The following is a 24,912-nucleotide window of genomic DNA, read 5'->3' as shown; positions in this document are numbered from 1 at the left end:
CAGCCGGTGGTCACATCGATTCCGGGCCGCGGCTCATCGCGGCGATGCCGGTGCGCGAAACTTCGGTCAGGCCGACCGCCGTCATCGTCTTGATGAAGCGCTCGATCTCCTCGGTCGCTCCGGTCAGTTCGAAAACGAAGGAGGTCAGCGAGGCATCGAGCACGCGCGCCCCGAAGGCCGAGGCGAGGCGCATCGCCTCGACGCGGTGATCGCCCTTGCCGACGACCTTGACCAGCGCGAGCTCGCGCTCGATCGCCTCGCCCTGCTCGGTCAGGTCGACGACGCGATGCACCGGCACCAGCCGGTCGAGATGCGCCTTGATCTGGTCGATGACATTGGCCGTGCCGGAGGTCACCACCGTGATGCGCGAGAGATGCTTCTCATGCTCGGTCTCGGAGACGGTGAGGCTCTCGATATTGTAGCCGCGGCCCGAGAACAGCCCGGCGATGCGGGCAAGAACGCCCGGTTCGTTGTCGACGATCACCGCCAGCGTATGGCGCGCGGTCGGCTGGGCCTTCGGAGCATTCGGGTAGTGGGTGGCGGGCTTCGACATGACGGACCTGTGAGGCGGGTTGGAGCGAAAGAGAAGGAATGATCAGCTGTGGCGGAGATCGACGAGGGCGGGTTCGTCCACCTCGTCCTGCGCTACGATCCAGGGCTCGACCAGCGCGGCGGCGAGCCACTCGCGATAGGCCGGCAGCGCGAGGATCGCGCGCATGTAGTCCTGCGAAACCGGGTCGACCGCGATGCCATAGGTATCGAAGCGGGTGACGACCGGCGCGAACATCGCATCCGCAGCCGAGAAGGCGCCGTAGAGGAAAGGCCCGCCCGCGCCGAAGCGCTCGCGCGCCTGCCGCCACAGCGCGGTCAGCCGCTCGACATCGCGGGCAACGCCGGGACCGCGATCGCGCGCGGCGAAGCGCTTGCCCAGATTCATCGGGCAGGCACTGCGCAGCGCCATGAAGCCGGCATGCATCTCGCTAGAGATAGCCCGCGCATGCGCGCGCGCCGCAGCGTCGCGCGGCCAGATCCCGGCCTGCGGATGCGTGTCATGCAGATACTCGCAGATCGCCAGCGTCTCCCATACGGCGACATCGCCATCGACCACCATCGGCAGCGTGCCGCCGCTGCCGGGCGCCGCGGCGAAGACGGTCTCCTTGAAGCCGGGCTCGTCGAGCGGCACGAGCTGCTCGGTGAAGGCGATGCCAGCCACGCGCATCAGGAGCCAGGCCCGAAGCGACCAGGACGAATAGCATTTGTTGCCGATCAGAAGCTTCATGCCGCGGCAACCTCCCACTCATCGACGAAATCGAGTGCCGCCGCGACATGCAGGGCCGTCGTCTCGAACACCGGCACGGAAACATCGCCCTGCGACAGCAGGAGGCCGATCTCGGTGCAGCCGAGAATGACGCCGTCGGCGCCCTCCTCCTTCGCGGCGCGCGCGACGATGGCGCGGTAGCGCTCGCGCGAGGCCGGCTCGATCCGCCCGCGACACAACTCCTCGTAGATGATGCGATGGACGTCGTCGCGCTCCTCGGGGGCCGGCACCAGCGCCTCGACGCCAAAGGCCCGGAGCCGGTCGCGATAGAAGCCCTGCTCCATGGTGAAGCGCGTCGCCAGCAGAAGCGGCCGGCGCGAGGACGAAGCCAGAACCGCCCGCGCCGTCACGTCGGCGAGATGCAGGAAGGGCAGCTTGGTCGCGGCGATGATCTGGTCCGCGACCTTGTGCATGGTGTTGGTGCAGAGCACGAGGCAGGAGGCCCCGCCCTGCTCGAGGCGGCGCGCGCTCGCGGCCAGCACAGCACCGGCCGCAGCCCAGTCGCCCTTGGCCTGCATTTCGGCGATACCAGCGAAGTCGACCGAATGCAGCAGCACGTCGGCCGAATGCAAACCGCCCGAGCGCGCACGCACGCCCTCGTTGAGGAGCCGGTAGTAGACCGCGGTCGACTCCCAGCTCATCCCGCCGATCAGACCGATGCTGGCCATGGTGTTTTCCTTCAATCGTACCCTCAGCCCTCATCCTGAGGAGCGGGCGAAGCCCGCATCTCGAAGGATGATCCAGATGCCTCCCCGCCCGTTTGAGCATCCTTCGAGACGCCGCTGACGCGGCTCCTCAGGATGAGGGCTGAGGGAGACTGGATGAGCTCAAACGAGCTGCTTGCCCTTGGCGTCGATGATCTCGCCGGTATCGCCCTCGAAATCGGGCAGGATCATCTCGTTATGGGCCTTGCCCGACGGGATCATCGGGAAGCAGTTCTCTTCCTTCGCGACGAGGCAGTCGAAGATCACCGGACCGGGCGTCTCGATCATCTCCATGATCGCGTCGTCGAGCTTGGCCGGGTCGGAGCAGCGGATGCCGTGGCCGCCATAGGCCTCGGCGAGCTTCACGAAGTCAGGCAAGGACTGCGAATAGCTCTCCGAATAGCGCCCGCCATGCAGCAATTCCTGCCACTGGCGCACCATGCCCATGTACTCGTTGTTGAGGATGAAGATCTTCACCGGCAAACGGTACTGAACGGCCGTCGACATCTCCTGCATGTTCATCAGGATCGAAGCCTCGCCGGCGACGTCGATGACCAGCGCCTTGGGATGCTTCATCTGCACGCCGATCGCTGCCGGCAGGCCGTAGCCCATCGTGCCGAGACCGCCCGAGGTCATCCAGCGGTTGGGCTCCTGGAAATGCAGATACTGCGCGGCCCACATCTGGTGCTGGCCAACCTCGGTCGTGATGTAGGTGTCGCGATCCTTGGTCAGAGCATGGAGGCGCTCCAGCGCATATTGCGGCTTGATGATCGTGTCCGAGTTCTTGTAGGCGAGGCTCTTGCGGCCGCGCCAGCCGTCGATCTTCGTCCACCAGGCGGCGAGCGCGGTCTTGTCGACTTGCGGACTGGTCTCGCGCCAGATCCGGACCATGTCCTCGAGCACATGGGCGCAATCGCCGACGATGCCGATATCGACCTTGACCGTCTTGTTGATCGAGGACGGATCGATGTCGATATGGATCTTCTTCGAGCGCGGCGAGAAGCCATCGATGCGCCCGGTGATGCGGTCGTCGAAGCGCGCGCCGATATTGATCATGACGTCGCAGTCATGCATCGCGAGGTTCGCCTCGTAGGTGCCGTGCATGCCGAGCATGCCGAGCCACTGCTTGTCGGCGGCCGGGAAGGCGCCCAGTCCCATCAGCGTCGAGGTGACCGGGAAGCCGGTCAGCCGCGCCAGTTCGCGCAGCAGCACCGAGGCATGCGGGCCGGAATTGATCACGCCGCCGCCGGTATAGAAGACCGGCCGCTTGGCGCCGGCGATCAGCTCGACCGCGGCCTTGATCTTGTTCAGGTCGCCCTTGACCACCGGGCGATAGGTCTTGTGCTGGTTGTCGCGCGGGCGGCTATAGGCGCCGGTCGCGAACTGGATGTCCTTGGGGATGTCGATCACGACCGGGCCCGGGCGGCCGTTGGCGGCGACGTAGAACGCCTCGTGCAGGATGCGCGGCAGGTCGTGGATGCTCTTCACCAGGTAGTTGTGCTTGGTGCAGGAGCGGGTGATGCCGACCGTGTCGCATTCCTGGAAGGCGTCCGAGCCGATCAGATGCGTCGGCACCTGGCCGGTGATGACGACGAGCGGGATCGAGTCGAGCAGCGCATCGGTCAGGCCCGTGACGGCATTGGTCGCGCCGGGGCCGGAGGTAACGAGCACGCAGCCGACCTTGCCGGCGCCGGAGCGGGCATAGCCCTCGGCGGCGTGGACCGCGCCCTGCTCGTGGCGGACGAGGACGTGCTTGACCTTGTCCTGCTGGAAAATGGCGTCGTAGATCGGGAGTACGGCGCCGCCCGGATAACCGAACAGGTGCTCGACACCTTGATCCTGAAGCGCGCGGACGACCATCTCGGCGCCGGTCATCATCTCGCTCATTACGCTCTCCTGCGGCTGGTCTTTTTGTCGGTCTGGAATGCGGGCAATAAAAAAGGCCCTCGGAGGGGCCTGGGCGTGCGCTGGCGTCGGGGACGCCCGGTTCGAAAACCGGCCCCTACCAGCGCACCTCTACGAGAATAAGCTTGCGCATTGCGCACATGTTCCTTGACGAAAGTTGCCGAACGCTAACGGAGGCCGCGCAGCCGGTCAAGCGTTAACATGTGCGGGGATCGGCACTTCCGTCGAGTCCGGAAAATGCCATGCCGCAAGGGAACACTTTCTCAATCCGTCGGCGCTAGGTTCTCCCCGCTCGAACCGGGACGGATATGTACTACGAGGTCCACACCGAGAATATCGCGGCCCGCGGCCATGCCCCGGAGATCGCACGGATTCTGAGCCGCTTCGCGCTTCATCGTCAGGACGGCGAGCCCGTCGGCTACGAGAAGCTCGCCGCCGCGCTGCTGCCGGAATTCGGCGAGGACCTGATGATCCTGGAACCCACCGGCGACGGCGACTATCGCTGGCTGCATTTCGGGCGCGAGATCATCCGCTATTCCGGCGCCAGCCGCCTCGGCAAGCGCCTCTCGGACATGCGCGAGCACGTCGCCCGCTTCTCGACCGACAGCTTCGACCAAGCCATCGCCGAGGATCGGCCGCTCTATACCGTGCATCGCTCGACCCAGACGGTGCGCGTCGCGCTCTGGGAGCGCCTGCTCCTGCCGACCACCACGCGCGACGGGCGCCGCTTCATCATCGCCTTTAGCCGTCCGCTGCAGTTCCGCGAGGATCTGCTCAATGCCGTGCTGGACTCCTCGCCCAGCGGCATCGTCGCCCTGCGCGCCATTCGCGACGCAGCCGGCCAGATCGAGCAGGCCGTCGTCGTCACCGCGAACCGGCGCGCCGCAGAGTTGAGCGGTCGCGCAGAGAACGACCTGCTCGACACCGATGGCCGCGAAAGCCTGACCTTCCTGTCCGACGCTTCGGTCTGGCGCCGCTGCCTCTACGCCATCGACCTGCAGCGCGCCGACACGCTCGAGGTCTCCTTCACGCGCGACGGCGCCACGACCTGGCTCAGGGTCGCGATCGCTCCGCTCGGCGACGGCCTTCTTCTCACGCTGACGGACATCACCGACCTGACGGTCGCCAACCAGACCTTGCAGATGCGCGCCGCCACGCTGGCGCTGGAGATCGGCCGCGAGCGGGCGACCCGCCGCGCGCTTTCCGAGGAAATCGGCCTGCGCGAGGAACGCGAGAAGGAACTGCGCCGCCTGGCGGAGACGGACCCGCTGACCGCGCTGCTCAACCGCCGCTCCTTCACCGAAAAGGCCAATGCCGCGATCGCGGCGAGCGAGGCGGACAGCACCGACATCGCCCTCATCATCGTCGATCTCGACCATTTCAAGCAGGTCAACGACACCTACGGGCACCCGGCCGGCGATGCGGTGATCCGTGCCTTCGCCGATCTGCTACTCGGCCAGTTCCGCAACGAGCACAACCTCGTCGGCCGCTTCGGCGGCGAGGAATTCGCCATCCTGCTGCAGGACTGCGACCTCGCCTCGGCCGCGGCGAGCGCGCGCCAGATTCAGGACGCCCTGCTCACCCGCTCCATGCCGGTCTCCGAGACCCTGGCGCTCAAGGTGACCGCGAGCCTCGGCATCGCAGCGCTTCACGCCGGCGAAACGCTGGCATCCCTGACGGCCCGCGCCGACCAGGCGCTCTATCGCGCCAAGAACGAAGGCCGCAACCGGCTCGGCCTCGCCGATCCCGCTCCTGTCGCCGAAGCGGCCTGAGGCTCAGAGCCCGAGACGCTGCGCGGCCAGTTCCAGCGCAGCCTCTGGCGCGACCGCTTCCCAGCCTGCCATCTGGTGACGGAACCACGTCACCTGCCGCTTGGCATAGGCGCGCGTATCGGCCTGGCCGCGCCGGATCGCCTCGTCCAGCGTGATCTCGCCATCGAGATGGGCGATCAGGCCCGGCACGCCATGCGCGCGCATGATCGGCAAGAGCGGATCGAGCCCTCGCTGCTTCAACCGTGCAACCTCGTCCAGCGCACCCTCACCCATCATGACTTCGAAGCGTCGGTCGATCCGCTCTCGCACCGCATCGCGCTCCGGATGGGCGAATAGCCGGAGCGTCGGCACATCGCCCAGCGGCCCCGGCTCGCGCTCGCCCTGGAAGCTCGCCAGCGAGCGCCCCGTCGCCCGGAAAACCTCCAGCGCGCGCATGATCCGCATCCGGTCGCTCGGGCGCAGTCGCTCCGCCATGGCGGGATCGCAAGCGGCAAGTTCGGCATGGAGCGCTGCCGTCTCGCGCCCCTCGGCATCGGCGCGGAAAGCGACCCGCACCTCTTCCGGCACCGGCGGCATCGCCGAAAAGCCCTCGGTGACGGCCTTGAAATAGAGCCCGGTGCCACCGACCAGGATCGGCAGGGAGCCGCTCGCACGCAACTCCGCCAGCAACACCGTCACATCGGTGGCATAGCGCATCGCCGAATAGTTCACAGCGCCATCGACATGCCCGTAGAGGCGATGCGGGACCATTGCCTCCTCGGTTTCGCTAGGCCGGGCCGACAGGACACGCAGATCGGCATAAACCTGCATGGAATCGGCGTTGACGACGGTGCCGCCGGTGCGGCGCGCGATCTCGATCGCCAGCGCGGACTTGCCGCTCGCGGTCGGACCTGCGATGAGCACCGCGCCGAATTGCCCTTCCGCCTTCACCCGGTTCCTCACATGCTCGTCGCCACACTCGTATCCGCCCACGGCCAGGCGCTGGTCGGCGAAGCCCTTCTCGCCCACCTCGCCCGCGCCCTGCCCGGCATCACCGGCACGGCGGTGCTCGACGGCGAAATCGCTGCCGACCTCTTCGCGGAAGCAGCCGATGCACGCAAGCTCGAAGCCGACATCCGCACGGAACTGACAGGCGCGGCGATCGACGTCATCGTTCAGCCGGCGGCGACGCGCCGCAAGGCGCTGTTCCTCGCCGACATGGATTCGACCATGATCGGCCAGGAATGCATCGACGAGCTCGCCGCCTTCGTGGGCTTGAAGGAGCATGTCGCCGCGATCACCGAACGCGCCATGCGCGGCGAGATCGATTTCGAACCGGCCTTGCGCGAGCGCGTCGCCTTGCTGAAGGGCGTGCCGCTCTCCGTCGTCGGCGAGATCATCCGCGACCGCATCACACTGACGCCGGGTGGGCGCGAACTCGTCCAGACGATGCGCGCCAATGGCGGCTACACTGCGCTGGTTTCGGGCGGCTTCACCGTCTTCACCGGGCCGATCGGCCAGACCATCGGCTTCGACGAGCATCGCTCCAACACCCTGCTCGCCAATGACGGCATCCTGAACGGAACGGTCGCCGATCCCATCCTGGGCAAGCAGGCCAAGCTCGACGCGCTGATCGAATTGCGCGCCCGTTTCAAGCTTGCGCCCGCGCAAACCATGGCCGTCGGCGACGGAGCCAATGATCTCGCCATGCTCGGCGAGGCTGGGCTCGGCGCCGCCTTCCGTGCCAAGCCTGCGGTGGCAGCCGCAGCCGATGCGCGGCTCGACCATGCCGATCTCACCGCGCTGCTCTATGCCCAGGGCTACACGGGCAGCGAGATCGTCCGGAGCTGATCTTACATTCCAAACCGCGGGTCATCCCGGACGGAGCGAAGCGAAGATCCGGGATCCATTCCGGAACCTTTATCGGAAGCGCTCCGGAATGGATCCCGGGTCTCACTCCGGTCGCCCGGGATGACTCGCGCCTAAGAGCAGCGCTTCAATCGACGATGAAGAGCTTCGCGCCGGTCTTGGTCGCGGAGCGATGCGCCTCGGCATTGTCGGCGACCTGATAGCTCATGCCGGCGCGGAGCGGCAGCACACGGCCGTCGGCGAGCGTGGTCTCCATCTCGCCTTCCAGGCACAGGATGATGTGACCCTTCGAGCACCAGTGATCGGCGACATAGCCGGGCGAATACTCGACCATCCGCACCCGAATGCGATTGCCCTCGGGGCCGAAATACTGGACGCGCCAGGTCGCCTCGCCGCTGTCGCCGGCATGGCGCTCCACGGGAATCGTCGCCCAGTCGGTGGTGACGAAGGGAATTTCGCTGAGCTTCATCTCGGTCTCTCCGGGCGCCGTCGCCAAGCTCTAGCCGCGTTCAACCGGTCTGCACCAGCGCACCCACCTCGTCACCGACCTGCGGACAGGGCATGAAAAAGGGCGGCCCAGCCGGACCGCCCTTTTCATTCAACCGTTTCTGCCGGTCTCAATTCATCGACACTGCGACGAAGCGGACCTCACCCTGGCCGTTCGAAACGAGCAGGAGGGCGGATTTCTTGCCTTCCTTCTTCAGCACGTCGAGCCGCTTGGTCACGTCTGCCGGAGCGTTGACCGGCTCCTGGCCGACTTCGACGATCAATTCGCCGACGAGCACGCGCTTGTCGGCGGCGTTCGAGTTGGCATCGACCTTGGTGATGACAACGCCCTTGAGGCCGTCCTTGATCGAGTAGCGCTTCCGGAGCTCGTCCGTCTGCGGCGAGAACTCGAGGCCGAGCGCGCTCGTCACCACGGGCTTGGCCGGCTCGGCCGCAGGCTTGTTCGCCGAGGCCGACTGGACCTTCTCGCCATCCTCGAGGCGGCCGAGCTTGACCGTCTTGGTCTCTTCCTTGCCCTTGCGGACCACCACGAGCGGCACGTCCTTGCCGACGGGCGTCGCGGCGACGATGCGCGGCAGGTCGCGCGAATCCTTCACGTCCTTGCCGTCGAACTTGACGATCACGTCACCGGTCTCCAGGCCGGCGGGCTTCGCCGGACCCTTCTCGTCGATGCCGGCGACGAGCGCGCCGCGCGCCGAGCCGAGGCCGAGCGCTTCGGCGGTGGCGTCGTCGACCGTCTGGATGCGCACGCCGAGCCAGCCGCGCCGGGTCTCGCCGAACTCCTTGAGCTGGTCGACGACATTGGTCGCCAGCGTCGAAGGCACGGCGAAGCCGATGCCGACCGAGCCGCCCGTCGGCGACAGGATCGCCGTGTTGATGCCGATGACCTCGCCGGCCATGTTGAACAGCGGGCCGCCCGAATTGCCCTTGTTGATGGCCGCGTCGGTCTGGATATAGGTGTCGTACGGCCCCTGGCTGATGTCGCGGTTGCGGGCCGAGACGATGCCCGAGGAGACCGAGCCGCCGAGGCCGAACGGGTTGCCGATCGCCATCACGGGGTCGCCGATCCGCATCTTGTCGGAATCGCCGAACTTGACCGAAGGCAGCGGCTTGTCGTGCTTCACGCGCAGCACGGCGAGATCGACCTTGCTGTCCTTGCCGATCACCTCGGCCTTGAGGCGCAGGCCGTCATTGAAGATCACCGTGATCTCGTTGGCGTCGCCGATGACGTGGTTGTTGGTGACCACGATGCCGGAGGGGTCAACCACGAAGCCGGAGCCCGCCGATTGCGAGCGGCGCTGCTGCGGCGCCTGGCGCTCGCCCTGCTGGTTGCGGCGGTTGAAGAATTCCTCGAACAGGTCGCCGAAGGGCGTGTCGGGGCCGAGCTGCGGCAATTGCGGCAGGTTGCGGCCCTTCGTGTCGTTGGTGGTGACCGCCGCGATGTTGACCACTGCCGGCATGACCTTGTCGACGAGGTCGGCAAGCGAGGTCTGCCCCTGGAGGAGCGGCGTGTTGGCCTGCGCATGCCCCGGCGCCAGCACCGGCGAAGCCAGCAGCGCGAGGCCGGCGACGCCGGCAGCGAGAGCGATGCGGACAGGCCTGGCTGCGGAAAGGGTGTTCGATGCCATAGGGGTCCTCATGTTCGGAAGAATACGGGCCGATCGATGCAGGCAGGCGCGCCCGATGCCTCAAGGCAGACGGACGCGCCTGATGATTGAACTCCGAAATGCGGCGGAAGGGCGACGCACGATCATGTCATCGAACACGATCATGTGCCCGCCCCCGCTGCTACCAGACGCCGCGCGCGAGCCAGACCAGGATCACGCCCAGCACCGCCGAGCCGATGCCGATGAGCCGCATCCGGTCCACCGGCGTTTCGGCCGCGCTACGGAGGGCATCCTTCGCCAGATGCGGGATCGCGGCGAAGAGAATACCCTCGATAGCGAAGACCAGGCCGAGCGCCGCGATGAAATCTAGCATTCGCGTCGCTCGCCTTGATCAGGGCCGGGCCGGCGCAGGCGTGGCAGGCGTCGCCGAAGCACCAGCCTGGCCGTCCTGACGCTGCGCGTTCGGGCCGTTGAAATACCGGAAGAACGGCGAATCCGGCGTCAGCACCATCCGCGTATCCCCGGGCTTGATGCTGGCTTCATAGGCCTGCATCGAGCGGTAGAAGGAGAAGAACTCCGGATCCTTGCCGAAGACTTCGGCGAAGACCTTGTTACGCTCCGCCTCGCCTTCACCGCGGATCACGTCGGAGCGCTGCTGCGCCTCGGCGACGATCACGGTGGCATCCCTGTCGGCCCGGGCCCGGACCTCCTGGGCCTGCTGGCCGCCGAGCGCGCGTGCTTCCGCCGCCTCGCGCTGGCGTTCGGTCTGCATGCGCTGGAACACCGCCGCGGAGTTCGCCGCCGGCAGGTCGACGCGCCGCAAACGGACATCGACGACGGTCATGCCGAAGCGCGCCGCCTCGCGGTTCACGTCGTCGCGGATGCGGTTCATCAGGCGCGAACGCTCGGTGCGAACCATCGCGATGAAGGACGCCTCCGCCAGCACCGAGCGAACATTACCGTTCACGATCGAGGCGAGCTGCGAGTTCGCGCGCGGGATGTTGTTGACCGCCTGGTAGAAGCGCAGCGGGTCCGAGATCCGGTAGCGCGTGAAGGCATCGACCACGAGACGCTTCTGGTCCGAGGCGATGATTTCCTGCGCCGGCAGGTCGAGGTCGAGGATGCGGTTGTCGAGCAGGGTCACCTGCTCGAACGGAGCCGGCAGCTTGAAATAGAGGCCCGGCGCCGTGACGACGCTGCGGACCGCGCCGAGGCGCAGCACGAGAGCCGATTGGGTCTGCGAGACCACGAAGGTGCAGGCGTACAGAACGACTGCGGCGACGATGACCGCGACGAGAAGCGCCGCGCGCAACACGGGGGAGTTCATCGCTGAGCCCCTCCCTGCTGCTGGCCCGGCACCGGGCGACGCTGCTGGAGCTGGTCCAGCGGCAGATAGGGCACCACGCCCTGCCCGCCCGCCGGGTTGTCGAGGATGATCTTGTCGGTCCCGCCCATCACGCGTTCCATCGTCTCCAGGAAGAGACGCTCGCGCGTCACGCCCGGAGCGTTCTTGTACTGCTCGTAGACCGCGTTGAAGCGGCTGGCCTGACCACGCGCTTCGGCGACGGTCTGTTCCTTGAAGGCTTCCGCCGACTGGACCAGCCCGGCCGCGCGACCACGCGCCTCCGGCACGATGCGGTTGGCATAGGTCTGCGCCTCGTTGCGCAGGCGCTCCTGGTCGGCACGGGCCGCCTGGACGTCGCGGAAGGCGTCGATGACCTGCTGCGGCGGGTCGACCTTCTGGAGCTGGACGAGGCGAATCTGCACGCCGGCATTGTAGCCGTTGAGCGTCTCCTGCATCAGCTGGCGCACCTCGGTCTCGATCGCGCCGCGATCGGTCGTCAGCACCGGCTGGATGTTGCGGCGGCCGATGATCTCGCGCATCGCGCTCTCGGCCACGGCCTTCACGGTGCCCGGCGGATCCTGGATGTTGAAGACGTAGTTCTCGGGCGCGGCCGGATCGATCTGCCACTGCACGATGAAGTCGATATCGACGATGTTCTCGTCGCCGGTGAGCATCAGGCTCTCCTCGGTGACGTCGGTCTGGCGCGAGGCTCGCACCGATTCGACCGTGCGGAAACCGACCTCGGTGGTGATCACGTTCGTCACCTGCGGCTTGACCACGCTGCCGATCGGGTAAGGCCAGTTCCAGTTCATGCCCTCGCCGGTCTTGCCGGCGAAGCGGCCGAAGACGACGTTGAGGCCGACCTCGTTGGGCCGCACGAAATAGATGCCGGAGCCGAGCCAGAGCAGGATCAGCAGCAGACCGCCGATGATCAGGCCGCGCCCGCCGATATTGCCGCCCGGTACAAGGTTCTTCAGCCGGTCCTGGCTGCGCCGCAGGATCTCCTCGAGATCGGGCGGATTGCCGTTGCCACCGCCCCCGCCTGAACCGCCGCCCCAGGGACCGCCGCCGCCATTACCTCCGCGCTGGCCCCAGGGTCCGCCCCCGCCGCTGCCACCGCCGCTCTGATTGCTCCAAGGCATTCGCGAGCCGTTCCCTTTCGTTCTATCGAGGCCGAGCCATAAGCAAATCACGGCCGCTTGTCAGCGCCTTCGACCGAAGGCGCTGGGCTGACTTGGTCATGGGCCATGGATTCGTCAACGGCGCAAGCCATTCATCGTGAACGGAAAGCGGCGATCAGCCGCGCCTGGCATAGGTGACGAAGGTATAAGGATGGTCGTTCTCGGCATCGGCTGGATGGCTTTCCCGCGCCGTCTCGGCGAAGGCGCCCTCGTCCCATCCTGGGAATGCCGCGTCGCCGGAAGGCCGCGCATGAACCATGGTGAGTTCGAGCCGGTCGGCCAGCGGCAGCATCTGCGCGTAGATTTCGGTGCCGCCGCCGATGATGACGGCATGGGCGCCCATCTCCTGGCCCAGTGACTGGGCCAGCGTCAGCGCCTCCCCGACCTCATGGACGACATGGACGCCTTCGGCATGGAAGGCGCGATCCCGCGTCAGCACCACCGTCTGACGGCCCGGCAAGGGCTTGCCGATCGAGAGATAGGTCTTGCGCCCCATGATGATCGGGCAGCCGGTCGTCAGCCGGCGGAAGCGCTGCATGTCGGTCTTCAACCGCCAGATCAGCTTGTTGTCGCTGCCGATCACGCCATTGTCGGCGATGGCCGCGACGAGGACGACCGGAAGAGGCTGCATTGCGCTCACGCCTCCGCGCCGAGCTTCGCCAGCGCTTCGCCTTCCAGCCGCTTCACGGTCCATTCGTCTTGCGCCTTGGCGCCGATCGCCCGGTAGAAGACGCGCGAGGGCTCGTTCCAGTTCAGCACCCACCAGGCGAGGCGCGGCAGGCCTTCATCGACGCAGCGCCGCGCCAGCCCCGCGATCAGGGCCTTGCCGATGCCGCGCCCTCGCTGGTCCGGCCGGACATAGAGGTCCTCCAGCCAGATGCCGTGCCGGCCGGAGAAGGTCGAATAGGTGTAGAACCACACGGCGAAGCCGACCGGCTCGCCATCCCATTCGGCGATGTCGCAGAAGGTCTTCGGATTCGGCCCGAACAGCGCGGCTTCGAGCTCGGCCTCGGTCGCCACGACCTCGTGCAGCAGCTTCTCGTATTCGGCGAGCTCGCGGATGAAGGCGAGCACGAGCCCGGCCTCGCCGGGACGGGCGGAACGGATGGTCAGGGTCATACTGCGATCGGAGCCTTGATGCCGGGATGCGGATCGTAATCGGTGATGGTGACGTCGGCGAACTCGAAATCCTCCAGCCGCGTCACTGCCGGATTGAGGGTGAGCTTCGGCAGCGCGCGCGGCTCGCGCGACAGCTGCAGCCGCGTCTGGTCGAGATGGTTCACGTAGAGATGCGTATCACCGAAGGAATGCACGAACTCGCCGACGCCCAACCCCGTCACCTGCGCCACCATATGCGTCAGCAGGGCATAGCTCGCGACGTTGAAGGGCACGCCGAGGAAGACATCGGCCGAGCGCTGGTAGAGCTGGCAGGAGAGCTTGCCGTTGGCGACGAAGAACTGGAACAGGCAATGGCAGGGCGCCAGCGCCATCTTCGGGATATCGGCCGGGTTCCAGGCCGAGACGATCAATCGGCGCGAATCCGGGTTGCGGCGGATCTCGTTCACCAGCCAGGCGATCTGGTCGATCACCTGCCCGTCCGGCGCCGCCCAGGAGCGCCACTGCCGGCCATAGACCGGGCCGAGATCGCCATTGGCATCGGCCCATTCATCCCAGATCGTGACGCCGTTCTCCTGGAGGTAGCGCACATTGGTGTCGCCGCGCAGGAACCAGATCAGCTCGTGGATGATCGATTTCAGGTGCAGCTTCTTGGTCGTGACCAGCGGGAAGCCTTCAGACAGGTCGAAGCGCATCTGGTGCCCGAAGACGGCGAGCGTGCCGGTGCCGGTGCGGTCGTCCTTGCGGACGCCCTCGGTCAGGACGCGTTGGAGCAGGTCGTGATACTGGCGCATGGCGACTCTCTGGAAGGCGCGCGACTATAGCGGCTTGGAGGCGGCTTGGCCCCGCCCGGCAGGCAGGCATCCCCAGCCTTTGCGCAGACCCTGTCAGCTGATGGCGGGAGCCTGAAGCCTCACGCAAATGCGACACTTCGTGAGCCTCCTCCGTCCGCAAACCCGCCCCAATCGGCGCCGCTCATCGCGCGCTTGATTCGTGGGGATAGTCGATATGCCGATCCTGAACGCACCCGGCAGCCTGCTGGCAGCGCTTGCTCTCAACGCCCTGATCGCGCTCTCGGCGCATGGCGAGGAGACCTATGCCAACGCTACGATCTCGGAACGGCAGGCCCGCGACATCGCCTGGAGCGCCGGGCTCGTCCATGTCGAGGAGATCGTTCGCCTGGACGATCGCTGGGAGGTCGCCGGCCGCACCGTCGAGGACGACGAGATGAGCCTCGATATCGACATCCGAAATGGACGCATTCTGAATTGAGGCAGGGAAACCGCAGTCCCTGTCGAAAAAGCGTGAGAACCCTTTCCCAACGCCACAGGCTTCCCTATATTCGCAGGTGCCGCTCGCAAGAACGGCTATGGCGATAAACGGATCTCGAAATAAGCCTTTCGGACCCGGGGGCGGTACCCGGCGCCTCCACCCCAGCCCTGCGGCGCGAGCAGCAGGAACTTGCAGCCGAGCGGTTGCAGGGCTGCGGCGGGGGCGAAATAGGATCGACGAGGGTGTAAAGGTTATCCTTTTGCTCGGCATGGTTCCGCCGTTATCGGGCCAAAGCATAGTTGCCAACGACAACAATGCTCGGGTTGCTGTCGCCGCGTAAGCGGTGCTGGTTCCCAAACCAAAGCCCTTGCGTTTAGCCGCGTAAGGCGGGGCTCGGAGGCGCCTGGCAACAGAAGCCTCCACTTCTTTTTCTGACGGCCTGCCGGCTGTTCCCGCCGGAACGCAACAAGCGGAAACCACGACTCGATGTCCAAGGATGTTCTTCGTTACGATCTCATGGTGCAGGACGCGCTGAAGGGCGTGGTCCGCAAGATCCTGACGGAGGCCGCGCGCGACGGGCTGCCGGGCGAGCACCATTTCTACGTGACCTTCCGCACGGGGGCTCCGGGCGTGCGCCTGTCGCAGCGCCTGCGCGAGAAGCATCCCGAAGAGATGACCATCGTCCTGCAGCACCAGTTCTGGGACCTGAGCGTCGGCGAGCATTCCTTCGAGGTCGGCCTGTCCTTCTCCGGCGTGCCGGAGCGGCTGCTCGTGCCCTTCGACGCGATCTCGACCTTCTTCGACCCCTCCGTCCAGTTCGGCCTGAAATTCGAGGCGCAGGACCAGGCCGAGGAGGCCGCTTCGGCAGAAGCGGAGTCTACCGAGCCTGCCCCCGCACCGGCGAAGATCGTGCCGGCTGCCCTCCCGGCCGCGAAGGGCAAGGCGCCCGCCGCCGAGCCGGCCGCCGCATCCGCGAAAGCGGAGCCGGCCACCGAGGGCGATGACAGCCGAGGCAGCGCCGAAGTGGTCAGCCTCGATTCCTTCCGCAAGAAGCCCTGACGACGGACCCCATGACCGAGACGCGCACCGAAACCGATTCCTTCGGCCCGATCGCCGTGCCGGCGGATCGATACTGGGGCGCGCAAACCCAGCGCTCCCTCGAGAATTTCCGCATCGGCGGCGAGAGCGAGCGCATGCCGCTACCGCTCGTCCATGCGCTGGTGCTGGTCAAGAAGGCCGCCGCCCATGTCAACGCCAAGCTCGGCCTGCTCGACCAGCGCGTCGCCGGCGCCATCGCCCATGCGGCGGACGAGGCGCTCGCCGGCAAGTTCGACGGGCATTTCCCGCTGGTGATCTGGCAGACCGGCTCCGGCACCCAGTCGAACATGAACGCCAACGAGGTGCTGGCGAACCGCGCCAATGAACTGCTCGGTGCCGGCCTCGGCGCCAAGAGCCCGGTCCATCCCAACGACCACGTCAATCGCGGCCAGTCCTCGAACGATTCCTTCCCGACCGCGATGCATATCGCCGCCGTGCTGGAGATCACGCGCCGGCTGCTGCCGGCGCTGCGCGCTCTCGAAAAGGCGCTGAACGCCAAGGCCGAAGCCTTCAAGCATCTCGTCAAGATCGGCCGCACCCATCTGCAGGACGCGACCCCGGTCACGCTCGGCCAGGAATTCTCCGGCTATGCGATGCAACTCCATCTCGGCATCGGCCGGATCGAGGCGGCGCTCGGCGGGCTTTATGCGCTGGCGCAGGGCGGCACCGCTGTCGGCACCGGCCTCAACGCCCATCCCGATTTCGCCGCCTTCTTCGCCAAGGAAGCCGCGACGCTGACCGGCCTGCCCTTCCGTAGCGCCGAGAACAAGTTCGAGGCGCTGGCGAGCCATGGCGCGCTTGCCGCCGCCCATGGCGCGCTGGCTGCGCTCGCCTCCGACCTGTTCAAGATCGCCAACGACATCCGCCTGATGGGCTCCGGCCCGCGCTCCGGCCTTGGCGAGATCAGCTTGCCGGAGAACGAGCCGGGCTCCTCGATCATGCCGGGCAAGGTCAATCCGACCCAGGCCGAGGCGCTGACCATGGTCGCGACCCAGGTCCACGGCAACCAGGCGACGGTCGGCTTCGCCGCCAGCCAGGGTCATTTCGAGCTCAACGTCTTCAAGCCGGTGATCGCAGCCGCTTTCCTGCAGTCCGTGCGGCTCCTCGCCGACGCGGCCGAGAGCTTCCGCGTCAACTGCGTCGAGGGCATCGAGGCCAACGAGACGCAGCTCAAGGAGCTGCTTTCGCGCTCGCTGATGCTGGTGACGGCGCTGGCACCTGCGATCGGCTACGACAAGGCCGCCGGCATCGCCAAGGCCGCCCATCACAACGGCACGACCTTGCGCGAGGAAGCGCTGAAGGCCGGCGTCGATGCCGAACTCTTCGACGCGACGGTCAAGCCCGAGCTGATGCTCGGCCCGGCCTGACGCAGGGCGGGTGCCGTGGCCGAGATCATCAACCTCCGCCAGGTCCGCAAGCAGAAGGCGCGGGCGGAGGCTGAGAAGACGGCCGAGCAGAACCGCATCTCCTTCGGCCGTACCAAGGCCGAGCGCAAACTGACTGAGGCCGAGCGCGACAAGGCCGCCCGCCATATCGACGGGCACAAGCTCGACCGCGACGACGAGCCGGAGCCGGCATGAAGCCGGAGCGCAAGCGCTCGCTCAGCATCGCCGGCCATCGCACCAGCATCTCGCTGGAAGCGCCCTTCTGGGAGGCGCTGAAGGAGATCGCAGCCGGCGAGGATCGCCCCATCGCCGCCCTCGTCGCCGAAGTCGATTCCGGCCGGGGCGAGCTCAACCTCTCATCTGCGCTAAGACTGCATGCGCTGGCGCATTACCGGAAGTTGGCCGGCGGCTCGTAGGCAGTGCGGTCAACGGCCGGCCTACTCCTGGTCACAACCACCCTTGTCATTCCGGGGCTTCGCGCAGCGAAGAACCCGGAACCCACGACTGGGCGAGCCGCCGGCAACCGCGCATCGAATGTCTCACCCAGCCGTGGGTTCCGGGTTCGCGCCTCCGGCACGCCCCGGAATGACAAGGGTTCTGCATGTCGGACCAGCATGATCGGCAACGGTTACGTCACCAACCAAAAATCACACACATTCAAGCACTTGCCAGAAACTCCGGAATCAAATCGCGAAGCGCTTGAATCAAGCTCTCAACGCAACGGCGCGTTGCGCGGTTGCGGCTGTGCCGGTGCAACGCCGCCGGTTGGCGCCTGCACCGCGCCTTCCGGCGAGCTGCTGAGCGGCGCTCCCGGCAGGACGAGCGGGCCGGGCTGTGATTGAACCTGTGGCGGCGCGGATTGTGCTGCGGCCCGTTCGGCAGCAGCGGCAGCCCGCTCGGCCGCGGCGCGGGCGCGTTCCTCGGCTTCCGCCCGCCGGCGCGCTTCCAGCTCCGCCCTCGCCTGCTCGATGCGCCTCAACTCCTCGGCCCGCTTCTCTTCGGCCAGACGACGCTGCTCCTCGATTCGCCGCGCCTCCTCCTGCCGCTTCTCCTCGGCGATGCGGGCCTCTTCCTGCGCCTTCAGGAACTCGGCGAGCTTGCGCTCGTTCTCGCGCGTCTCGCGCTCGGCCCGCAGGCGCCGCGCATGCATCGCCCGCTCGCGCGCATCGGCCTCGAAGGCCTCGACGCGCTCGATCTCGCGCGCCAGAGCCCGTGCCGCCACGGTGTTCGACAAGGCGCTGACATCGCTCTCGCGCCGGAGGTTCGACAAGGGTCCGCGCCAGGCGATGCCGATCTGCGGCGCATCGCCCGGCCAGCCCTTCGGCAGGGCGCCGAGCGGCCTCAAGCCGAGCCTGAGATCGGCAGTCAGTGCGCGCAGATCAAGGATGCCGCTCGCCTCGGCGCGCAGACCGTTGCGTTCGAAGGCGAAGGGCTGGAGGCGGATCAAGCCGCCCGCCAGCGTGAACGGCAGCGTGACATCGCCAAGCGCCCAGGCATCCTTGTCGAGCGCTTCGCTCAGGCGATCCTGCAGGCGCGATGCATCGCTCTCGGACGCATCCTCGCCAGTGCCGGCGATGATCCGCGCATAGGCATTGGGATCGAAGCGTGCGAGCCGCGTGCCGGTGAGCGCAAGGCTGCCGGCCCCGCTCAGGCCAGCAACCAGCCGCGCCGGAGTCTCGCCCGAACCGCCAAATTCGATTTGCCCCGAGGCTTTGCCGCCGACGGCGCCCTTGGTGAATTCGCCGAGATCGACCGCCATCAGGCTGAGCCGGCCGTTGAGCTGGGCGAGCCCGCCATCGCGGCGCAGGCCGAGCCGCCCGGCGAGTTGCCCGCCACCATAGCTGCCCCGGATATCATCGATCCGAAGCCCGTCCTGATCCGAGCGCAGGGCGAAGCTGGCATTCCGGATCGTCCCGCCCTCAAAGGCGAGGAGCGTCCCCGCCTCCACCGCGATATCGAAATCGGGGAAGCCCGCCACGCGTCCGAAGCGTCCCGTCGACCAGAGCGCATTCGGCGTCGCCGCCGCCTGCCCCAGCGCTGCACCCATCAATGGCCGCAGATCGGCTGCCGGCACCGCGATCCGGCCGGAGGAACGCCCCTCGCGCGGCAGCAACAGCGAGCCGTTCACTGCCATGCCGCCGAGATTGGCGGTGATATCGTCGAGCCGGATCGCCTCCTCGGCCATGCCGAGCCGCGCAGAAGCGTCTATCACCCCATCGGGCAGCAGGCGCGCGGGGCCTTCGGCGAGAATCTGCCCCGGCCCATCGGCCTGCAAGGTCAGCTGCGGTCCCTTCCCGCTATCCTCGACGACCACAGACAGCCCCTGCCCGGCGAGCGAGCCTGTCGCCTTGCCCCGGTCCAGTTCGAGAGTGAACCGGCCAGCCCCGCCCTGCTGAGGCAACGGCAGACCCAGGGCCGCGAAAGCCTGCCGCCGATCGTTGAGTTCGAAGCCGAGCGCCGCCCGGCTCCAGTTGCCGGTCCGGTCAAGCCGGCCGTCGAGCTTGAGCCTGCCCGCCGCAGCCGTGCCCTCGGCCGACAGGCTGGTCTCGCCGGAAGCCGCACGCGTCAGGCGGAAGCCGGTATCGAGCCGCGCGAGCCCTTCGCCGACGCGCTGGAGCGCCTGGATCGCGGTCTCCGGCAGCAGGGGGCCGGCCAGCGCCGTCAAGGTCTCGAAGCGCGGCGCCCGCACCCGCCCGGAAATCTCGCCGCCCTCCGCCAGCAAGGCGCCGGCACCCGTGACGGCGACGCCACCGAAGCCATCAACCGACAGCCGGCTCAGGCGCCAGACATCGCCCTCGCGCCTGAGGTCGAGATTGGCCGAACCCGGCGGGGCATTGCGGAAGCGCAGATTGGTGAGCGCCAGATCCAATGCGACGTCGCGCTGCCGGAGCAGGCCGGAGAGACTGTTGCCGGGCGGCAGCGTGTCGAGCGAGAGCCCGTTCACCGCCGCCTTGGCTGCAATCCGGTTCGGCGCGATCTCGCCTGAGGCATCGAGCCGCAGGCCCGACGAGCCGGCAACCAGCAGGCGCTGGAAGCGGCCGCCGGTGCCCGTCCAGGCTCCGACGATATCGGCGTCGATCCGCCCGAGCCGCGCGATGAAATCGGCCAGCGCCGGGTCGAGACCGGCCCGCGCCAGCACCAGCCCGACACGCCGCGCATCGTCGGCTTTGAGATTGAGCCGGCCCGAGGCACCTTCGGAATTCAGGCTGCCGCTCGCGCCCAGCAGAGCCCCGGCCACGCGCACCGAAGCCGATGCATCGCTCAAGCCCCCGTCATGGAGATGTCCCCGCAGAGCGAGCGTCGAGAAATCCTCGCCGCGCCAGATCAACTGGTCGAGATCGAGACTGACATCGAAGGCGCCCGGCAGGCCCTGCAAGGCGCGTGCAAAGCCCTGCCGCTCGGCTAGCGCCGTCGTCAGCGCATCGGCATCGAGCCGGCGCGCCCGCAGCGCCAGCGAGCCCTTTCCCGTACCGGGGAGATACTGCCCCTCGCCTTCCAGCCGCGCCGCGCCACCGGCGATGTCCAAAGCAAGCCCGGATAAGTCGAGCTGGCGGCTGCCGCCCTTGACCCGCCCGGCGAGCGCGACCGCACCGCCCGGCGAGAGATTGAAGGCACCATCAAGCTCGGCGCCGAAGCCCTCGGCTCCCTTGGGGAAGAGCAGAGCGCCGTCGAAGCCGAGCTGCAGATCCTCGCCGGTGAGAAAGGCCTTCGTCCGCAGCCGGCCGTCTGCCTCGATCTCACCCGTGGTGACGCGCAGCGACGCACCCGCGACCTCGCCCTCGAAACGCCAGGGGCCGGCGAAGCTCACCGCCGACATCTCCGCCGCGATCGGCGTGAGCGTGACGGCTGGCTTGCCCGCCTCGCGCCAGATCAGCGTCGAGCGGCTGATCGTCAGGCGGTCGAGGCTCGCGCCGGCCGGAATGCCCGTACCGCTCCGCTCCGGCAGGCGGATGACACCCGCCTCGTCCAGCGAAAGCGAGATCGCTGCGCCATCGAGCCGCGCTTCCGAGAAGCGGAACTCGCCGCGCGCCAGCGCAGCCAGCGCCAGCTCGACGGTGGCATGCTCGGCGCTGGCGGAGCTTGCCGTGCCGTCGCCCGGCCCGATCCGCACGTCCTCCAGCGCGATGCGCGGCGAGGGCAGCAGACGCAGGCCGATGGCGCCGCCGACCCGCGTCTCGACGCCGAGCGCCTCGCTCAACCGCGTCTCGATCTGCGGGCGATAGGCGCGCCAGTCGACGAAGCCGGGGCCGATCAGGGCCGCCAGCAGCGCCAGCACCAGCAGGCCGGCCAGAACTGTCAGACTCTCTCGCAAATTCCGCTGCCTGCCCCTGTCGTCATGGTGAAGTAGCGCAGGCCGCGAACGTCATTGCGAGCACAATGACGACCGGTACCGACGCCTCCCCCATCCTGCCCGCAAGTAGCGGCGAGATCACGACATTTCCGCGAACCCTGCGGGCAGCGCAAGCCGCAACGGCGTCACAGGGCGACGATTTTTCCGGGATTGAGGATGTTGCGCGGGTCGAGCGCGCGCTTCAGCGTGCGCATCACCGCGAGCGCCTCAGCCCCGTGCTCCTGCTCCAGGTACTTCATCTTCTTCTGGCCGACGCCGTGCTCGCCGGTGCAGGTGCCGCCCATGGCGAGAGCGCGCTTCACCAGCCGGTCGATGAAGGCCTGCGCCCGCTCGACCTCGGCCTTGTCAGCGAGATCGACCAGCGGCTGCGTGTGGAAATTGCCGTCGCCGACATGGCCGGCGATCGGCGCGATCAGGCCTGAGGCCTCGATATCGCGCTTGGTCTCCTCGACGCATTCGGCGAGCCGCGAAATCGGCACGCAGACATCGGTCGCGACCGAGTCGAAGCCGGGGCGCAGCGCCTTCGCCGCCCAATAGGCGTCATGGCGCGCCTGCCAGAGCTTGGAGCGGTCCTCCGCCTTGGTCGCCCATTCGAACGGTCCGCCGCCGAATTCGGCCGCGATCTCGCCGAAGCGCTCGGACTGCTCCTTCACGCCGGCTTCCGTGCCGTGGAACTCGACGAAGAGCATCGTCGTCTCCGGCAGGCCAAGCTTGGCGTGCAGGTTGACGCCGCGGATCATCACGTCGTCGAGCAGTTCGATGCGCGCCACCGGCAACCCGGTCTGGATCGTCAGGATCGTCGCATCGCAAGCGGCTTTCACCGAGGGGAACGGGCAGACGCCGGCGGAAACCGCCTCTGGGATGCCGTGCAGCTTCAGCGTCACCTCGGTGATGATGCCGAGAGTGCCTTCCGAGCCAACGAGCAGACGGGTGAGATCGTAGCCGGCCGAGGTCTTGCGGGCGCGTGTCGAGGTCTTGACGATCGAGCCGTCCGCCATCACGGCGGTCAGCGCGAGCACATTGTCTTTCATCGTCCCATAGCGGACGGCATTGGTGCCCGAGGCGCGCGTCGCCGCCATGCCGCCGAGCGAGGCATCGGCGCCGGGATCGATCGGGAACATCAGGCCCTGGTCGCGCAGATGCTCGTTGAGTTCCTTGCGGGTGACGCCGGCCTCGACGACGACATCGAGATCCTCGCCATGAACCGCGATGATCCGCTTCATCTGGGACATGTCGATGCAGACGCCGCCGAAGGCCGCATTCACATGACCTTCCAGCGAAGTGCCTGTCCCGAAAGCGATAACCGGCACGCCATGAACGGCGCAGAGCTTGACGATCTCGGAGACCTCTTCGGTGCTCTGCGGGAACACCACCGCATCCGGCGGCTGGTTCGGAATCCAGGTCAGCGTGTGGCCGTGCTGCTGGCGCACGGCGAGGCTGGTGACCAGGCGGTTGCCGAAGCTTGCAGCCAGCGCTTGCGTGACCGCCGCGATCGCCTCCGGCGCGGGCGGCAGCACTGCGGCCGGGACAGGGCTGTCATGAGGAACGGCGGCAGGCAGGCTCATTGTCAACATCCGGTTCTGGCGCTTAGACTTGGAACAGATCGGTTTCGCAATCGGTTACGCTTCGACATGGTCCTGCCATACTGGCCGGCCCAGAATGCTGACGCCGATTGCGAGCGATGCATACTAGATCATGCGACGGTCGAATGGGCAGCGGCAATAATGCCGCCGGCCCTTGAACGAGGCGCCTGTCAGGGAGGCGAACATGAAACACGATACGCGCGCCCCGGCGCTGTTCTTCGCGCCCTTCGTCTCGTCGGCGATGCGGGTCGAGCCGCAATGGATCGACTATAACGGCCATCTCAACATGGCCTATTACCATGTGCTGTTCGACCGAGCGGTCGATGAGGTTTTCTCGCTGGTCGGCCTCACCCGCGACTATGTCGAGACGCGGCATGCCTCCACTTTCACGGCGGAGTGCCACATCCTCTACAAGCGCGAACTGACCGAGGGCGATCTCGTCCGCGTCACCGCGCAACTCATCGCCTTCGACGACAAGCGCCTGCATTACTATCTGGAGATGCGGCATGCCAACGAGGGTTGGCTCGCAGCGACCAGCGAAAACCTGTCGCTGCATGTCGACATGGTCCACCGCAAGGTCACGCCCTTCCCGGCCGATATCCTTGCCAATATCGCCCTGATGAAGGCGGCCCACAGCATGATGCCATTGCCGGCCACGATCGGCCGCATCATCGGCATGCCCAGGAAATCCGCGATCCGGGTCGACGAGACCGCCGAGGAACGCGAGACCGAGACGGCGACCGAAACTCGGCACTAAAGCATGCTGACAGTTGATCGGCGGAGCTTTGCACTACGTCCCTTGTCATTCCGGGGCTTCGCGTCAGCGGAGAACCCGGAACCCACGACCGGGTGAGCGCTTTAAGCCACATGATCGCCGAGGCTCACCCAGTCGTGGGTTCCGGGTTCGGCCTGCGGCCGCCCCGGAATGACAGACATGGCGCGAAACCTCGACGAAGGGCCAGTCAACAGCGCTCCTCAGGATGAGGGCTGCGCATCTGCGCTCCTCAGGGATCGTCGTCGGGGATTTTCAGCTTGTGCCCGCAGGCCTTGCAGTAGACCGCATCCGGCTCGTGGCGCTGCAAGGCGCATTCCGGGCAGGGAAACAGCACCTTGTTCGGGCGGAACAGCGCCTGCGCCAGCCGCACGAACAGCGTGATGCCGACGATCATCACCACGATCGAGGTCAGCTTGCCGGCGACACCCGGCAGGGTCACGTCGCCGAAACCGGTCGTCGTCACTGTCGCGACCGTGAAATAGAGCGCCTGGACATAGCTCTCCAGCCCGCCCTCGTGCCGGAAGAAGAAGGTGTAGACGAAGCCGGTCACCACGAAGAGGAAGGTCGCGATATTGCTCAGCGCCCGGACCACGCTTTCCCATTCGCGGAAGCGGGTTTCGCGGAACTGCGCCCAGACGATGCCCTTGTGCGAGAGTGACCACAGCCTGAGGATGCGCAGGAAGCCGAAATTCTCCAGCCATTGCGGCATGAGCAGCGTCAGCAGGATGAAGAGGTCGAGCAGCATGGTCGGCTGGCGCAGCAGCCTGAGCATGTTGGTCGAGGCCAGCAGGCGCGCGCCGATCTCGGCGATCACGATCACCGCAACCGAATAGTCGATCCAGAGGAAGGCCGCGTTCTCCCTGAGCAATGGGGTCAGGATGAAGAAGGCGATGATCAGGAGGTCGACGACCGTCGTCACCGCCTGGAAGCGCAGGGCTGACGGCGAGCGCCCATGATAGAGCTGGCGCAGCCGGTCGCGCAGGGCTTCGAAGCGGCTCTGGTCGGGCGGGGCGTCGGCGACATCCATCGCCGTCAGCATAGGCGCTAAAGCATCGGCCCGAAAAGTGTGCGCGGTTTTCGGACAAAGCTGATGCAAGAACAAGGAGCTAAAGGATTGGACTGAATATCGTATTCAGTCCAATCCT

At 67.1% G+C, this 24,912-nt stretch carries 24 protein-coding genes and 1 other RNA gene; 9 read left to right on the top strand and 16 right to left on the bottom strand.

Translation table 11 applies throughout. The features are described 5' to 3' along the window. Positions 1-10: 10 nt before the first annotated feature. From ilvN to AC07NY_RS08375, 4 genes are all read right to left on the bottom strand, one after another. Positions 11-553: an acetolactate synthase small subunit gene (gene ilvN, locus AC07NY_RS08390; RefSeq protein ID WP_492287195.1), complete on the bottom strand. Its 543-nt coding sequence runs from the start codon at positions 551-553 to the stop codon at positions 11-13. A gap of 42 nt (positions 554-595) precedes the next feature. Then, positions 596-1,279: a glutathione S-transferase family protein gene (locus tag AC07NY_RS08385; RefSeq protein ID WP_494583185.1), complete on the bottom strand. Its 684-nt coding sequence runs from the start codon at positions 1,277-1,279 to the stop codon at positions 596-598. Next, the gene (locus AC07NY_RS08380) at positions 1,276-1,986 is read right to left on the bottom strand and encodes an aspartate/glutamate racemase family protein (RefSeq protein WP_494583183.1); all 711 of its coding nucleotides are present in this window, start codon (positions 1,984-1,986) and stop codon (positions 1,276-1,278) included. The genes AC07NY_RS08385 and AC07NY_RS08380 overlap by 4 nt, the downstream gene beginning before the upstream one ends. A 159-nt stretch (positions 1,987-2,145) precedes the next feature. Then, complete coding sequence (locus AC07NY_RS08375; RefSeq protein WP_494583181.1) at positions 2,146-3,909, bottom strand: acetolactate synthase 3 large subunit; 1,764 nt, start codon at positions 3,907-3,909, stop codon at positions 2,146-2,148. 326 nt (positions 3,910-4,235) lie between these two features. Here AC07NY_RS08375 and AC07NY_RS08370 point away from each other — a divergent pair, with 326 nt between their 5' ends. Next, positions 4,236-5,699: a GGDEF domain-containing protein gene (locus AC07NY_RS08370; protein ID WP_494583180.1), complete on the top strand. Its 1,464-nt coding sequence runs from the start codon at positions 4,236-4,238 to the stop codon at positions 5,697-5,699. A gap of 3 nt (positions 5,700-5,702) precedes the next feature. Here the strand turns inward: AC07NY_RS08370 and miaA are convergent, their stop codons facing one another. After that, positions 5,703-6,629 carry a tRNA (adenosine(37)-N6)-dimethylallyltransferase MiaA gene (miaA, locus tag AC07NY_RS08365; RefSeq protein ID WP_494583178.1) on the bottom strand — a complete coding sequence of 309 codons (927 nt, stop codon included), beginning with the start codon at positions 6,627-6,629 and terminating at the stop codon, positions 5,703-5,705. A gap of 12 nt (positions 6,630-6,641) precedes the next feature. On the opposite strand from miaA, the gene serB reads away from it, so the two are divergent. Further along, positions 6,642-7,529 carry a phosphoserine phosphatase SerB gene (gene serB / locus AC07NY_RS08360; protein WP_494583176.1) on the top strand — a complete coding sequence of 296 codons (888 nt, stop codon included), beginning with the start codon at positions 6,642-6,644 and terminating at the stop codon, positions 7,527-7,529. Between the two features lie 145 nt (positions 7,530-7,674). Here serB and AC07NY_RS08355 read toward each other — a convergent pair whose 3' ends face one another. From AC07NY_RS08355 to AC07NY_RS08320, 8 genes are all read right to left on the bottom strand, one after another. Further along, a complete protein-coding gene (locus AC07NY_RS08355; protein WP_492287189.1) occupies positions 7,675-8,016 on the bottom strand; it encodes a DHCW motif cupin fold protein in 342 nt (113 codons plus the stop codon). Between the two features lie 148 nt (positions 8,017-8,164). Next, positions 8,165-9,682: a DegQ family serine endoprotease gene (locus AC07NY_RS08350; protein ID WP_492287188.1), complete on the bottom strand. Its 1,518-nt coding sequence runs from the start codon at positions 9,680-9,682 to the stop codon at positions 8,165-8,167. Positions 9,683-9,842: 160 nt separating this feature from the next. Further along, positions 9,843-10,034 carry a DUF2065 domain-containing protein gene (locus tag AC07NY_RS08345; protein ID WP_494583174.1) on the bottom strand — a complete coding sequence of 64 codons (192 nt, stop codon included), beginning with the start codon at positions 10,032-10,034 and terminating at the stop codon, positions 9,843-9,845. Between the two features lie 18 nt (positions 10,035-10,052). Next, the gene (gene hflC, locus AC07NY_RS08340) at positions 10,053-10,988 is read right to left on the bottom strand and encodes a protease modulator HflC (protein WP_494583172.1); all 936 of its coding nucleotides are present in this window, start codon (positions 10,986-10,988) and stop codon (positions 10,053-10,055) included. Then, the gene (gene hflK / locus AC07NY_RS08335) at positions 10,985-12,148 is read right to left on the bottom strand and encodes an FtsH protease activity modulator HflK (RefSeq protein WP_494583170.1); all 1,164 of its coding nucleotides are present in this window, start codon (positions 12,146-12,148) and stop codon (positions 10,985-10,987) included. The genes hflC and hflK overlap by 4 nt, the downstream gene beginning before the upstream one ends. Before the next feature lie 154 nt (positions 12,149-12,302). Then, positions 12,303-12,818 carry a dihydrofolate reductase gene (locus tag AC07NY_RS08330; RefSeq protein WP_492287185.1) on the bottom strand — a complete coding sequence of 172 codons (516 nt, stop codon included), beginning with the start codon at positions 12,816-12,818 and terminating at the stop codon, positions 12,303-12,305. A gap of 5 nt (positions 12,819-12,823) precedes the next feature. Next, positions 12,824-13,306 carry a GNAT family N-acetyltransferase gene (locus tag AC07NY_RS08325; protein ID WP_494583168.1) on the bottom strand — a complete coding sequence of 161 codons (483 nt, stop codon included), beginning with the start codon at positions 13,304-13,306 and terminating at the stop codon, positions 12,824-12,826. Further along, positions 13,303-14,097, bottom strand: a complete 795-nt coding sequence (locus AC07NY_RS08320) for a thymidylate synthase (RefSeq protein WP_494583166.1) — start codon at positions 14,095-14,097, stop codon at positions 13,303-13,305. The genes AC07NY_RS08325 and AC07NY_RS08320 overlap by 4 nt, the downstream gene beginning before the upstream one ends. A 214-nt stretch (positions 14,098-14,311) precedes the next feature. On the opposite strand from AC07NY_RS08320, the gene AC07NY_RS08315 reads away from it, so the two are divergent. The 6 genes from AC07NY_RS08315 (at position 14,312) to AC07NY_RS08290 (ending at position 17,474) form a co-directional block, all read left to right on the top strand. After that, entirely contained in the window at positions 14,312-14,575 is a 264-nt protein-coding gene (locus AC07NY_RS08315) for a hypothetical protein (RefSeq protein WP_494583164.1), read from the top strand. A gap of 38 nt (positions 14,576-14,613) precedes the next feature. Beyond that, positions 14,614-14,999: a transfer-messenger RNA gene (gene ssrA / locus AC07NY_RS08310) on the top strand. Between the two features lie 62 nt (positions 15,000-15,061). Next, positions 15,062-15,634: an SspB family protein gene (locus AC07NY_RS08305; RefSeq protein ID WP_494583162.1), complete on the top strand. Its 573-nt coding sequence runs from the start codon at positions 15,062-15,064 to the stop codon at positions 15,632-15,634. Positions 15,635-15,645: 11 nt separating this feature from the next. Beyond that, positions 15,646-17,040, top strand: coding sequence for a class II fumarate hydratase (gene fumC, locus AC07NY_RS08300; protein ID WP_492287179.1), 1,395 nt, complete (start codon positions 15,646-15,648; stop codon positions 17,038-17,040). 15 nt (positions 17,041-17,055) lie between these two features. Further along, positions 17,056-17,253: a DUF4169 family protein gene (locus tag AC07NY_RS08295; protein ID WP_494583160.1), complete on the top strand. Its 198-nt coding sequence runs from the start codon at positions 17,056-17,058 to the stop codon at positions 17,251-17,253. Next, positions 17,250-17,474: a ribbon-helix-helix domain-containing protein gene (locus AC07NY_RS08290; RefSeq protein ID WP_492287177.1), complete on the top strand. Its 225-nt coding sequence runs from the start codon at positions 17,250-17,252 to the stop codon at positions 17,472-17,474. Before AC07NY_RS08295 ends, AC07NY_RS08290 begins: the two co-directional genes overlap by 4 nt. A 296-nt stretch (positions 17,475-17,770) precedes the next feature. Here the strand turns inward: AC07NY_RS08290 and AC07NY_RS08285 are convergent, their stop codons facing one another. Together AC07NY_RS08285 and AC07NY_RS08280 are read right to left on the bottom strand one after the other, a co-directional pair. Further along, positions 17,771-21,370 carry an AsmA family protein gene (locus AC07NY_RS08285; protein WP_494583158.1) on the bottom strand — a complete coding sequence of 1,200 codons (3,600 nt, stop codon included), beginning with the start codon at positions 21,368-21,370 and terminating at the stop codon, positions 17,771-17,773. Positions 21,371-21,534: 164 nt separating this feature from the next. Next, positions 21,535-22,974, bottom strand: coding sequence for an FAD-binding oxidoreductase (locus AC07NY_RS08280; RefSeq protein ID WP_494583156.1), 1,440 nt, complete (start codon positions 22,972-22,974; stop codon positions 21,535-21,537). Positions 22,975-23,176: 202 nt separating this feature from the next. On the opposite strand from AC07NY_RS08280, the gene AC07NY_RS08275 reads away from it, so the two are divergent. Further along, entirely contained in the window at positions 23,177-23,749 is a 573-nt protein-coding gene (locus AC07NY_RS08275; protein ID WP_257734511.1) for a thioesterase family protein, read from the top strand. A gap of 247 nt (positions 23,750-23,996) precedes the next feature. Here the strand turns inward: AC07NY_RS08275 and AC07NY_RS08270 are convergent, their stop codons facing one another. Next, entirely contained in the window at positions 23,997-24,806 is an 810-nt protein-coding gene (locus tag AC07NY_RS08270) for a potassium channel family protein (RefSeq protein WP_494583154.1), read from the bottom strand. Positions 24,807-24,912: the final 106 nt, after the last annotated feature.

The organism is Allobosea sp. GW821-FHT09G06 (genome assembly GCF_059416005.1).
This window is presented reverse-complemented; position numbering and strand designations above follow the sequence as displayed.